Origin of the sequence: Citrobacter sp. Cf072 (genome assembly GCF_030334485.1) — a bacterium.
GTDB lineage: Bacteria > Pseudomonadota > Gammaproteobacteria > Enterobacterales > Enterobacteriaceae > Citrobacter > Citrobacter freundii.
The window spans coordinates 146,305-159,156 of sequence record NZ_JAOWDX010000044.1; the positions used below are offsets into that span (position 1 = coordinate 146,305).

Consider the following 12,852-nt stretch of genomic DNA (forward strand, 5'->3'; position numbering starts at 1 on the left):
AGGTGAGAAGTAAACATGTCTAAACCATTTGTCTGGCAGGAACTCTTTGTTCAGAGTAAAGATAGTACCGAATATGAATTACTCAGTAACCAGCACGTTACGGTAACGGAGTTAGACGGAGAGGAAGTTATCAAGGTTGCACCGGAAGCGTTAACCTTGTTAGCACAGCAGGCGTTTTATGAGGCTTCATTTTTCCTGCGCGCCGGACATTTAAAACAGATTGCCAGCATTTTGCACGACCCACAGGCCAGCGGTAACGATAAGTACGTCGCATTGCAGCTGCTGCGCAATGCAGAGGTTTCAGCTAAAGGTGTACTGCCTAACTGCCAGGACACCGGGACGGCAACCATTGTGGCCAGCAAAGGGCAACATGTCTGGACCGGCGGCGATGACGCCGAAGCCTTAAGCAAAGGCGTGTATACCACCTTCACCGAAAACAATCTGCGTTACTCGCAAAATGCCCCGCTGGACATGTATACCGAGGTCAATACTCAGACAAACCTGCCGGCACAAATCGACATCAGCGCCACGCCGGGCAATGAATATAAATTCCTGTTCGTCAACAAAGGCGGCGGTTCTGCCAATAAGGCGGCGTTATTCCAGGAAACCAAATCCATTCTGCAGCCGGAAAAGCTCACCGCGTTCCTGATCGAAAAAATGAAATCACTGGGTACAGCCGCTTGCCCGCCGTATCACATCGCTTTTGTGGTTGGGGGCTTATCCGCCGACCAGACGCTGAAAGTCGCCAAACTGGCTTCAACCAAATATTACGATAATCTGCCCACCAGCGGGAACGAGCTGGGCCAGGCGTTCCGTGATACGGCGCTGGAAGCCGAGTTGCTCAATGCCAGCCGTGAGTTTGGCATCGGGGCGCAGTTTGGCGGTAAATACTTTGCCCACGATATTCGCGTAATTCGCTTACCGCGCCACGGCGGCTCCTGCCCAATCGCGATGGCCCTCTCCTGCTCTGCCGACCGCAATATTAAAGCCAAAATTAATAAACACGGTATCTGGCTGGAAAAACTCGAGCATAATCCGGGCAAATTTATCCCCGATTCTCACCGGGTAGAAAACGGCGCCCAGACCGTACAACTGGATCTGAACCGTCCGCTGCGCGAGATCCTGCATGATCTCTCCGCCTTGCCCATTGGTACACGTCTGTCGTTAAGCGGCCCGATCGTTGTGGCTCGCGATATCGCTCACGCGAACATCAAAGCGCGACTGGATAACGGTGAACCGATGCCGGAATACATGAAAAAGCATATCGTTTACTATGCTGGTCCAGCCAAAACCCCGGAAAATCAGGCCTGTGGCTCAATGGGACCCACCACCGGCGGGCGCATGGATGGGTATGTCGATGCTTTCCAGGCACAAGGCGGCAGCCTCATTATGCTCACCAAAGGTAACCGCAGCCAGCAGGTCACTGATGCCTGTCACAAACACGGTGGATTTAGCCTCGGCAGCATTGGCGGTGCCGCCGCCCTACTGGCGCAACAGTACGTGAAGAGTCTGCAGTGTCTTGAATATCCAGAACTGGGAATGGAAGCGGTGTGGATGATGGAAGTTAAAAATATGCCCGCCTTCGTATTAGTGGATGACAAAGGTAATAACTTCTTCAGCCAGTTCGAGCAGCAGCATCGCTGCGCAACTTGTCCGGCAGGGCATTAAGGAGTTTCCATGGAAGCGCGCGCCAATAACGACAGACACCGTCAGCGTCAGCAGAAGCTAAAAGAGCAGGTTGATACCCGCGTAGCGGCTGCAACGGAGAAGAAAGGGATCCTGATTGTCTTCACCGGCAACGGAAAAGGAAAATCCACCGCAGCCTTTGGCACGGCAACGCGCGCAGTGGGTCACGGAAAAACCGTTGGCATCGCGCAGTTTATTAAAGGTCAGTGGGATAATGGTGAGTACAACACACTGCAACCGCTCGGCGTCGAATTCCATATTATGGGTACCGGATTTACCTGGGAAACCCAAAATCGGCAAGCAGATATCGAAGCGGCAACGGTTGTCTGGCAGGAAAGTAAGCGCATGCTGGCTGATGCGCATTACGATCTAGTGGTGCTGGATGAACTCACCTACATGCTGGCTTACCACTATCTGGATACGCAAGAGGTTATCAACGCCATCGAAAATCGTCCTGCCGGTCAGAGCGTTATCGTCACAGGACGCGGATGCCATACGCTGTTACTGGAACTGGCCGATACGGTCAGTGAAATACGCCCGGTCAAACACGCGTTTGACCGCGGTATTCAGGCACAGATTGGGATCGACTGGTAGCCGTTCTTTTGCCGGATAACGATGCTAACGCGTCTTATCCGGCCTACCCATCGTTGTAGGCCTGATAAGGCATAAGCCACCCTCAGGCAGCCGATACTACGGACTTACTGAGCAACCAGTTGCGGAAAATCTGTAAATGCTCGGATTCCGATTTTTCTTCACGCCATGTCATAATAAATCGATTTCCGGTACGCATCGGAACATCGCAAGGAATGACCATATCGCCACTGTCCAGATCGTGCTGAATGGCAAAACGCGGGAGCAGCGCAACGCCCAGATTAGAGCGGACCGCCGCGATCAGCATCGATAACAAATCAAATCTCGGACCTTTATTCACCAGCGGACTGCTGACATCTGACAGCGCAAACCATTCCTGCCAACCTTTGATACGCGTGCTTTGGTGCAATAGCGGGAATTCGTTTAGTAATTCGTTTACCGCCAGTTTTCGTTCCGGTTCGGCCAGCAAACAGCGACTGCATACCGGCAGAATCTCCTCTTCAAACAGGTACTCAACCCCTGACCATGGCGAATAAAAGTCTTCGCGCATGATTGCCGCGTCATACTCTCGATTGAGAAAATCACCAATATTCGCCAGGGAATGAATGTTCACGATAATATCAGGATTAAGTTTGTTAAATTCCCGCAGGTTTGGGATCAGCCAGTGCGTGCTGAACGTCGGATTCACCGCCAGCTCAATAACCTGTACCGTCGGCTGCCAGGTCATTATCGTCGTCGTATCTCGTTCAAGCTTATTTAACGTTTCTTTAACGATGCTTAAATAGTGTTTGCCAGCCGCATTTAAAAAAATGCGTTTTTTGGCGTGATTAAATAGCGCGGTATTGAGAAAATCCTCCAGTGCATTTACCTGGCGGAAAACAGCACTTTGTGTTAAAGCCAGCTCTTCAGCTGCCCGGGTATAACTTTCGTGACGCGCAACCACTTCAAAAGTTACCAGCAACTCCGTCTTGGGTATTTTTCCTCTCATAACCTCTTCCATTTGCAGCGTACAAAAATAGTTTAATTTATAAAAAATAATTCAAGACACCCAGATAAGCATCGAGAGTTATATTTTATTTTATCCATTGATGTCATTGATCCAATCCATGATTTACTCACACTGATGACGGGTAAATATTAACCAATAATACTTAAGGGAAACAATAAACACAATTTAAATAAGGTTAAACTTAAGCAAATAGTGCCAATAAGTTCTTAATAATTTTTCAAGTCATCTTGTTTATTGCAGAAAAAACTTTGCGAGATTAATCAATATTATCAATGCGATAATTTTGGATAATTTCACGTTATAACTTACGGGCAAACGACTGCTTTTTATCATTCCTTGATGTAGTTTCTGCCTTTTTTTGTTAGACGTGATAAAGGACACAATGTGAAAACTTTCGGAAAGGTCTGGCTCGTTGGGGCAGGTCCCGGTGATATTTCATTGCTCACCCTCAAAGCAATGATGTGCATTAAACAGGCTGACGTCATTATTTACGATCGGCTGGTCAATCCTAAAATTTTGGAATGGGCATTACCAGATTGCCTGCTTATCAATGTCGGCAAAAACCCAGGCTTCCATTGTGTACCCCAGGATGAAATCAATGCGCTGCTTGTCCAGTATGCCCAAACTCACAATAATATTGTACGCCTGAAAGGTGGCGATCCGTATGTTTTTGGACGCGGGGCTGAAGAAGTTGAGGATCTCGTCGAGACGGGCATCCCGTTTGAAGTGGTGCCGGGTATCAGCTCAACCATTGGTGGCCTGACCTATGCCGGGATTCCGGTAACACACCGCGATTTCGCCTCGGGATTTCACGTCGTGACCGGCCATACACGGGAGGGCAACCAACAGCAGGACTGGCGTCAACTGGCAAAACTGAATGGTACGCTGGTTATCGTCATGGGCATCGCCAATCTGGCGTTTATCTGTGAGGAATTATTGATGGGTGGAAAATCAGCAGATACGCCTGCAGCGCTAATTATGTCTGCCACCCGCGATAATCAGCGCCGACTGACCTGTACGCTCGGTTCACTACTGAGCAAGGCGCAGGAAGCTAACATCCTTCCCCCTGCACTGATAGTGATTGGTGATGTGGTTACCCTGAGCGATCGGCTCTCTTTTATCCCTGAAGCCTTCAAGCTGCCAGAAAACCTTTACTGTGACAGTCTGGCATGACGAAAAGACTGGGGCGACGTTTGATGCGCCGCCCGGAAAACGCGGCAAAAGTAGCTGGTTTGTGCGTATTGGAGTTTCCGGGCAATGCTGTCTATGGAATGAACGGGATCGTGCAATAACTCCCCCGCTTTTTGCATTTTTTTCTGATTCACCCAGGTTTTAAAGTTAACGCCCTGCCGTTTCTTAAAAAAACGGCTGAAATAGTTTGCGCTTAAGCAGACGTGAGCTGCTACGGATTCAAGGGATAATTCACCATACAAATTTTCATCGATATAACGCAACGCTGCCAGTAGCTTTTTCTCGTGTCGGGAAGGCTCTGTAAAATAATGACGCATGTAACTGGTCGCTGGGATAACAATCTCATCAGATTGTTGTTCTGTCTCAAAATTATCAATAATAAAATTCAATAAATTTGCTGATGCCACCAGCGTATTATTATCGACTACCGCCACCTTACTCCATTCAGTTTTTATTTTTGGTTCATCCATCCATGAGTATTCATTATCAATAATGATAGTTTTATATTCCTGATATTTTGCCCGCACCTGCCCACAGAGCATAAAACCGTACAGATTCCCCTCGCGAATTAATGGCATAGAAAACAGACTTAGCCCCGCATGACAGCTGAGTATTCTGGGTTTAAGGTGTTTTAATCCTTCAAAAGCACAATACTTGTCACACTTTTGACAACTCACACAATAGCGTTCATCCGCCCGCATTAATGTGCAGAACGAATTAAAATTATGACAATCCGAGAGAATTTTTCCGGTAACATCAACCACGACGGTGGCTAATCCAGTCGCACTGGAAAATACCTTTGCTATTGAGAAAAAACGTTGTAGGTAATCATCCTGAATTTTCAACGACACGGTATCCTCCGGCATTAATGAAATTAAAGCCGGTAATATGCAGAATTTAATCAAGAGAAAGAATGATGTTCACCGCAAAAAATAATCTCATTTATGCAGATGATTATGAGTAATTTGCAAGATTCAGATAACTAAAAATAAAAAAAGGCCATCATCAGATGGCCAACCATGTCGAAACGGGACCAGCCCTTGACTACGCAGAGAGTCAGGGCTGTTTTTTATTTATTACTTAATAACGGTTTTCAGCGCTTCGCCGATATCGGCCAGGCTACGAACAGTTTTCACGCCTGCGGCTTCCAGCGCAGCGAATTTCTCATCCGCCGTACCTTTCCCACCTGCGATGATCGCACCCGCGTGACCCATACGCTTACCTTTCGGTGCAGTCACACCCGCGATGTAACCCACAACCGGCTTGGTTACATGATCTTTAATGTATGCAGCGGCTTCTTCTTCTGCACTACCGCCGATTTCACCGATCATGACGATCGCTTCGGTCTGCGGATCTTCCTGGAACAGCTTCAGGATGTCGATGAAGTTAGAGCCTGGGATCGGGTCACCACCGATGCCCACACAGGTGGACTGGCCGAAACCGTAGTCGGTAGTCTGCTTAACCGCTTCATAGGTCAGGGTACCTGAACGGGAAACGATACCCACTTTACCCGGCTTGTGAATGTGGCCCGGCATGATGCCGATTTTGCACTCGCCCGGGGTGATCACACCTGGGCAGTTCGGGCCGATCATGCGCACGCCAGCTTCATCCAGCTTCACCTTCACGGTCAGCATATCCAGCGTCGGGATGCCTTCGGTGATGGTGATAATCAGTTTGATACCAGCATCAATTGCTTCCAGTATGGAGTCTTTGCAGAACGGTGCCGGAACGTAGATAACGGTGGCGGTAGCGCCAGTCGCTTCTACAGCTTCACGCACGGTGTTGAACACCGGCAGGCCCAAGTGCGTGGTGCCGCCTTTACCTGGCGTTACGCCGCCAACCATCTGAGTACCGTAAGCAATCGCTTGTTCGGAGTGGAATGTCCCCTGGCTACCGGTGAAGCCCTGGCAGATAACCTTGGTATCTTTATTAATTAAAACTGACATTATTTCCCCTCCACTGCGGCAACAACCTGCTGAGCTGCATCCGTCAGACTTTTCGCTGCAATAATATTCAGGCCACTATCAGCCAGTTTTTTCGCGCCGAGTTCAGCGTTATTACCTTCCAGACGTACCACGACCGGAACGTTTACACCTACTTCTGCTACCGCGCCGATGATACCGTCGGCGATCAGGTCGCAACGTACGATACCGCCGAAGATGTTAACCAGTACGGCTTTAACATTGTCATCAGAGAGGATAATTTTGAACGCTTCGGTTACACGCTCTTTGGTCGCACCGCCACCAACGTCGAGGAAGTTAGCCGGTTCGCCGCCGTGCAGCTTAACGATGTCCATGGTGCCCATTGCCAGGCCCGCACCGTTAACCATACAACCGATGTTGCCGTCGAGCGCAACGTAGTTCAGTTCCCACTGCGCAGCCTGCGCTTCACGCGGATCTTCCTGAGACTGGTCGCGCATTTCGCGCAGGTCAGCCTGGCGGAACAGCGCGTTGCCGTCAGCGCCCAGTTTGCCGTCGAGGCAGATCAGGTCACCCTGTTTGGTGACAACCAGCGGGTTGATTTCGATCAGCGCCAGGTCGCGCTCCAGGAAGATAGTCGCCAGACCCATGAAGATCTTGGTGAACTGCTGAACCTGTTTACCTTCCAGACCCAGTTTGAACGCCAGCTCGCGTCCCTGGTAAGGCATCGGGCCTGCCAGCGGATCGAGCGCCACTTTGTGGATCAGGTGCGGGGTTTCTTCCGCTACTTTTTCGATTTCCACGCCGCCTTCGGTAGAGGCCATGAAGACCACGCGACGGGAGCTACGGTCAACAACTGCGCCGAGGTAAAGTTCTTTACCAATGTCGGTCGCGGCTTCAACCAGAATCTGATTTACCGGTTGGCCATGAGCGTCTGTCTGGTAAGTCACCAGACGTTTACCCAGCCAGTGTTCAGCAAAAGCGCGAATGTCTTCTTTGCTGTTCACAACCTTCACACCGCCCGCTTTACCGCGGCCACCAGCGTGAACCTGACATTTCACTACCCACGGGCCAGCGCCGATTTTTGAAGCGGCTTCTTCTGCTTCACGCGGAGTAGTACAGGCATAACCCACCGGTGCCGGTAAGCCATAGCGGGCAAAAAGTTGTTTTGCCTGATATTCATGTAAGTTCATGTGTTCTGTCCATCCTTCAGGTAATCGTTATCTTTTACCCGTAGGTCTGATAGGCATCCAGACCTACGGGGCAGGTGATACTCTTATTAACTACACGTCCAGCAGCAGACGTGTTGGATCTTCCAGCAACTCTTTAATGGTTACCAGGAAGCCTACTGACTCACGACCATCGATCAGACGGTGGTCATAAGACAGCGCCAGATACATCATCGGCAGGATTTCAACCTTGCCGTCTACCGCCATCGGACGATCTTTGATGGCATGCATACCCAGGATGGCGCTCTGCGGTGGGTTGATGATCGGCGTGGACATCAGGGAACCGAACACACCACCGTTAGTGATGGTGAAGTTACCGCCCGTCAGATCTTCAACCGTCAACTTGCCGTCGCGACCTTTAACTGCCAGTTCTTTAATGTTCTTCTCGATGTCTGCCATACCCAGCAGATCCACATCACGCAGGACCGGCGTGACCAGGCCACGCGGCGTGGAGACCGCCATGCTGACATCAAAGTAGTTGTGATAAACCACGTCATCGCCGTCGATGGACGCGTTCACTTCCGGATAGCGTTTCAGCGCTTCAACTACCGCTTTCACGTAGAAAGACATAAAGCCCAGACGGATACCGTGGCGTTTCTCGAACGCATCACCGTATTGCTTACGCAGGTCCATGATTGGCTTCATGTTGACTTCGTTGAAGGTGGTCAGCATGGCGGTGGAATTTTTCGCTTCCAGCAGACGCTCGGCTACGCGTTTGCGCAGACGGGTCATCGGAACACGTTTTTCGCCACGCGCGCCCAGTTGAGCCTGTGGTGCAGGTGCTGCTGCCGGCGCTTTTGCTTCGGCTTTCGCAGCCGGGGCTTTCGCCAGATGTTTTTCAACATCTTCACGCGTGATACGACCGCCGACACCGGTGCCGTTGATAGCGCTGGCTTCGAGGTTATGCTCACCCAGCAGGCGACGGATCGCCGGGCTCAGGGCATCGTTGTTCTGCTCAGCAAGAGACGCCTGCTGGCGCTGTGCCGGAGTAGAATCTTTCTCTTCAGACTTAGCGCTGGTTTCTTTACCGGTGCTGTTGCCTTCACGCAGGCGACCAAGGATCTGGCGAGAAGTGACGGTTGTCCCTTCATCTTCCAGAACCGCATCAAGAATACCGTCCGCTGATGCCGGTACTTCCAGTACCACTTTGTCAGTTTCGATTTCTACCAGTACTTCATCACGACGTACTGCATCGCCCGGTTTTTTGTGCCAGGTTGCAACCGTTGCATCCGCTACGGATTCAGGCAGGTCGGGAACAAGAATATCTACGCTACTCATTATTTATCCTTTATTTAATCGACGTTCAGCGCGTCATTTACCAGATCTTGTTGCTGCTTCTGGTGAACGGACATATACCCTACTGCCGGAGAGGCAGAGGCCGGGCGACCTGCATAACGCAGAGCTGACCCAAATGGAATTACTTCACGGAAATGATGCTGGCTGCAGTACCATGCGCCCTGGTTGAGCGGCTCTTCCTGGCACCAGACAAAATCATGTACATGAGCAAACGGTTTCAGCGCTTCCTGCACCGCTTTATGCGGGAACGGATAGAGCTGTTCGATGCGCACAATGGCAACATCTTTTTGGTCGTTCTTGCGGCGTTGCTCCAGCAGGTCGTAATAAACCTTACCAGAACACATCACGACACGCTTCACGCCTTTCGGATCAAGTTCATCGACTTCGCCAATGGCTGGCAGGAAGGTGCCATTTGCCAGTTCGTCCAGCGTAGACACCGCCAACGGATGACGCAGCAGCGACTTCGGTGACATCACCACCAGCGGACGGCGCATACCGCGCAGCGCCTGACGACGCAGCATGTGGTAGACCTGTGCCGGGGTAGACGGGACGCAAACCTGCATGTTTTGCTCAGCGCAAAGTTGCAGATAACGTTCCAGACGCGCGGAGGAGTGCTCCGGACCCTGACCTTCGTAGCCGTGCGGCAGCAGCATCACCAGACCGCACATACGGCCCCATTTCTGCTCGCCAGAAGAGATGAACTGGTCGATAACCACCTGCGCACCGTTGGCGAAGTCGCCGAACTGCGCTTCCCAGATGGTCAGCGTGCGCGGTTCTGCCGTGGCATAACCATACTCGAACGCTAGTACCGCTTCTTCAGACAGCACGGAGTCCCATACGCGGAACGTGCCCTGGCCGTTATGCACATGCTGCAGCGGCGTGTAGGTTGAACCGTTCGCCTGATTATGAATGACCGCGTGACGGTGGAAGAAGGTTCCGCGACCGGAGTCTTCACCCGACAGACGAACCGGAATGCCTTCGTCCACCAGCGTGGCGTAAGCCAGATTCTCTGCCCCACCCCAGTCGAACAGCTTCTCGCCTGCGGCCATGGCCTGACGGTCGCCGTAAATTTTGGCAACACGCGACTGCATTTCAACGGCTTCAGGCACGGTGCTGATGCGTTTTGCCAGCTCCTGCAGACGCTTCATCTCAACCTTGTTCGGGTAGCTTTCGTCCCACTCGTGGTTGAGGTACGGCGACCAGGTGAAGGAGTGCATGTTCATTGGACGCCACTCTTTCACCACGCATTCACCAGCATCCAGCGCATCACGGTACAGATTGACCATTTCGGTCGCATCTTCCAGCGTGGCGACTTTGTCCGCTTCCAGCTTGTCAGCGTAAATTTTACGCGGGGTCGGATGCTTTTTGATTTTCTGATACATCAGCGGCTGGGTTGCGCTCGGCTCGTCGGCTTCGTTGTGGCCGTGACGGCGGTAGCACACCAGATCGATGAACACATCGCGTTTGAAGGTATTACGGAAGTCCAGCGCCAGGCGCGTCACGAAAGCGACCGCTTCCGGGTCATCCGCGTTAACGTGGAAGATTGGCGCCTGAACCATCTTACCGATGTCGGTGCAGTACGGAGTAGAACGCGCATCCAACGGGTTAGAGGTAGTAAAGCCCACCTGGTTATTGATGACGATGCGAACGGTACCGCCCACTTCGTAACCACGCGCTTTCGACATGTTCAGGGTTTCCTGAACCACGCCCTGCCCGGTTACCGCCGCATCGCCGTGGATGGTGATTGGCAGTACTTTGTTGCTGCTCGGCTCGTCCAGACGATCCAGACGTGCACGTACGGAGCCGATAACCACCGGGCTAACGATTTCCAGGTGTGACGGGTTAAACGCCAGCGCCAGGTGTACCAGACCGCCTTCGGTTTCGATATCAGACGAGAAGCCCATGTGGTACTTCACGTCGCCAGTACCGAGGTGTTCTTTATGTTTGCCCGCAAATTCGTCGAACAGTTCCTGCGGGCGTTTGCCCAGTACGTTAACCAGAACGTTCAGACGACCACGGTGCGCCATGCCCAGTACCACTTCACGGGTACCGCTGTTACCTGCGTGGCGGATCATCTCTTTGAGCATTGGGATTAACGCATCACCGCCTTCCAGCGAGAAGCGTTTCGCGCCCGGGAACTTCGCGCCCAGATAACGTTCCAGACCTTCAGCTGCGGTCAGTTCGCTCAGGAAGCGTTTTTTCTCTTCGCTACTAAACGCGGCGCGGCCAGACTCGATGCGCTGTTGAAGCCAGCGTTTTTCTTCGGTGCTGGTGATGTGCATATACTCGGCGCCAATCGGGCCGCAGTAGGTTTGTTTCAGCGCAACAACCAGGTCGCTCAGCTTCATGGTGTCTTTGCCGCCGGCAAAAGAACCTACGTTAAAGCTTTCCTGGAAATCCGCATCGGTCAGATCGTGGAAAGACGGGTCCAGATCGGCCACATTTTCTTGCTGCCACAGTCCCAGCGGATCAAGATTCGCATGCTGATGACCGCGGAAACGGTAGGCGTTAATGAGCTGCAGGACTTTAACCTGCTTCACATTGGCATCAGGGTCGGAGATAGAAGAAGAGTAACGTGGAGTAATCAACGCCTGCCGACGGAAATAATCACGTGTTTTTGAGTGGAGTTGATCCGGTTTGACTCCGGTACCAGGTAACTGCTGGAACGTCGAACGCCAGTTAGCATCTACCGAGTCAGGGTCGGTTAAGAAGTCTTCATAGAGCTGTTCTATCCAGCTCTGGTTAGAACCAGAGAGGTAAGAAGAGTCCAACCAGGCTTTCAAAGCGCTGTTCTGCATCGTGATCCCTTAAGCATCTTTTCTGCTTATTTAATACTCTAAATAGATCGCGTTTCAGGAAGGTGGCAAGCTTGCGAATCCCAGGGAGCTTACATCCAGTAAGTGACCAGGGTGAGCAAGTGCAGCCAACGCACATGCAACGTGAACTATGACGAGTATTTCGCCGTGGATACTACCACGCACACCGATGTGCGTGCCGGGGTTCACTTGTTGCGGACTGTCGTGTCATCTGCGTCCGCTAAGGAACCTTTAAAAACTGTCTAATAATCTTCGCTGTTCAGGCTACGACTGCGTTGCGGCCTTGTCTCGCTCTGAACATCTCGATTATTACTACTCATATGGCAGTTTTTAGAGGTTTCCTGTACTACCGGGGAATCACTTCCCCGGCAACCACTACAAAATCTTACGCACTACGTTTGAGCAGCATCGACTTAATATGGCCGATGGCGCGCGTCGGGTTCAGTCCTTTAGGACATACGCTGACGCAGTTCATGATGCTATGACAGCGGAATACGCTGAAAGCGTCACTTAAACCTTCTAGGCGGCTGTCGGTCTCGGTATCGCGGCTATCAATTAAGAAGCGATACGCGGCCAGCAGGCCTGCCGGGCCAATAAACTTGTCCGGATTCCACCAGAATGATGGGCAGGACGTTGAGCAGCATGCACACAAAATACATTCATACAGCCCATCGAGCTTCTCACGCTGCTCAGGCATTTGTAAATGCTCACGAGCCGGCGGATTTTTCCCATTATTCAACAAGTAAGGCTTAATCTTCTCATACTGTGCGTAGAATTGCCCCATGTCTACCACCAAATCGCGCACAACCGGTAAACCCGGCAGCGGGCGAATGACAATTTTCTTGCCCGGCTGATTCAGCGCAGAAATAGGTGTGATACAGGCCAGTCCATTTTTGCCGTTCATATTCAGACCGTCGGAGCCGCAGACCCCTTCACGGCAGGAGCGGCGGAACGACAGAGACGGATCTTTTTCTTTCAGCTGCATCAATGCATCCAGCAGCATCATGTCGCGTCCTTCTTCCGCCTCCAGGGTGTAATCCTGCATACGCGGAGCGTCGTCAACATCCGGGTTATAGCGATAAACTGAAAACTCGAGTTTCATTGTCCTGTCTCCG

Annotated in this window: 10 protein-coding genes; 3 read left to right on the top strand and 7 right to left on the bottom strand. The window is 51.6% G+C overall.

What is annotated here, in order from left to right; translation table 11 throughout:
• The first annotated feature begins 15 nt into the window (after positions 1-15).
• The gene (locus tag OGX66_RS09780) at positions 16-1,668 is read left to right on the top strand and encodes a class I fumarate hydratase (RefSeq protein ID WP_003835428.1); all 1,653 of its coding nucleotides are present in this window, start codon (positions 16-18) and stop codon (positions 1,666-1,668) included.
• Positions 1,669-1,677: 9 nt separating this feature from the next.
• The gene (gene cobO, locus OGX66_RS09785; RefSeq protein WP_003847316.1) at positions 1,678-2,280 is read left to right on the top strand and encodes a cob(I)yrinic acid a,c-diamide adenosyltransferase; all 603 of its coding nucleotides are present in this window, start codon (positions 1,678-1,680) and stop codon (positions 2,278-2,280) included.
• Between the two features lie 82 nt (positions 2,281-2,362).
• Here cobO and OGX66_RS09790 read toward each other — a convergent pair whose 3' ends face one another.
• Positions 2,363-3,265: a LysR substrate-binding domain-containing protein gene (locus tag OGX66_RS09790; RefSeq protein WP_003022936.1), complete on the bottom strand. Its 903-nt coding sequence runs from the start codon at positions 3,263-3,265 to the stop codon at positions 2,363-2,365.
• A 405-nt stretch (positions 3,266-3,670) separates the two neighbouring features.
• On the opposite strand from OGX66_RS09790, the gene cobA reads away from it, so the two are divergent.
• The gene (cobA, locus tag OGX66_RS09795) at positions 3,671-4,459 is read left to right on the top strand and encodes a uroporphyrinogen-III C-methyltransferase (RefSeq protein ID WP_003835432.1); all 789 of its coding nucleotides are present in this window, start codon (positions 3,671-3,673) and stop codon (positions 4,457-4,459) included.
• Here cobA and OGX66_RS09800 read toward each other — a convergent pair.
• From OGX66_RS09800 to sdhB, 6 genes are all read right to left on the bottom strand, one after another.
• Positions 4,438-5,328 carry a PocR ligand-binding domain-containing protein gene (locus OGX66_RS09800; protein ID WP_049014667.1) on the bottom strand — a complete coding sequence of 297 codons (891 nt, stop codon included), beginning with the start codon at positions 5,326-5,328 and terminating at the stop codon, positions 4,438-4,440. The genes cobA and OGX66_RS09800 overlap by 22 nt on opposite strands.
• Positions 5,329-5,553: 225 nt before the next feature.
• Positions 5,554-6,423, bottom strand: a complete 870-nt coding sequence (gene sucD, locus OGX66_RS09805; RefSeq protein ID WP_003022929.1) for a succinate--CoA ligase subunit alpha — start codon at positions 6,421-6,423, stop codon at positions 5,554-5,556.
• Positions 6,423-7,589 (bottom strand): ADP-forming succinate--CoA ligase subunit beta, encoded by a 1,167-nt coding sequence (gene sucC, locus OGX66_RS09810; RefSeq protein ID WP_003022927.1) that lies wholly within the window; start codon positions 7,587-7,589, stop codon positions 6,423-6,425. The genes sucD and sucC overlap by 1 nt, the downstream gene beginning before the upstream one ends.
• Positions 7,590-7,679: 90 nt before the next feature.
• Positions 7,680-8,903: a 2-oxoglutarate dehydrogenase complex dihydrolipoyllysine-residue succinyltransferase gene (odhB, locus tag OGX66_RS09815; RefSeq protein ID WP_003022925.1), complete on the bottom strand. Its 1,224-nt coding sequence runs from the start codon at positions 8,901-8,903 to the stop codon at positions 7,680-7,682.
• Between the two features lie 14 nt (positions 8,904-8,917).
• Positions 8,918-11,719 (bottom strand): 2-oxoglutarate dehydrogenase E1 component, encoded by a 2,802-nt coding sequence (sucA, locus tag OGX66_RS09820; protein WP_003022923.1) that lies wholly within the window; start codon positions 11,717-11,719, stop codon positions 8,918-8,920.
• 403 nt (positions 11,720-12,122) lie between these two features.
• Complete coding sequence (sdhB, locus tag OGX66_RS09825) at positions 12,123-12,839, bottom strand: succinate dehydrogenase iron-sulfur subunit SdhB (RefSeq protein WP_003022921.1); 717 nt, start codon at positions 12,837-12,839, stop codon at positions 12,123-12,125.
• Between the last annotated feature and the right edge of the window lie 13 nt (positions 12,840-12,852).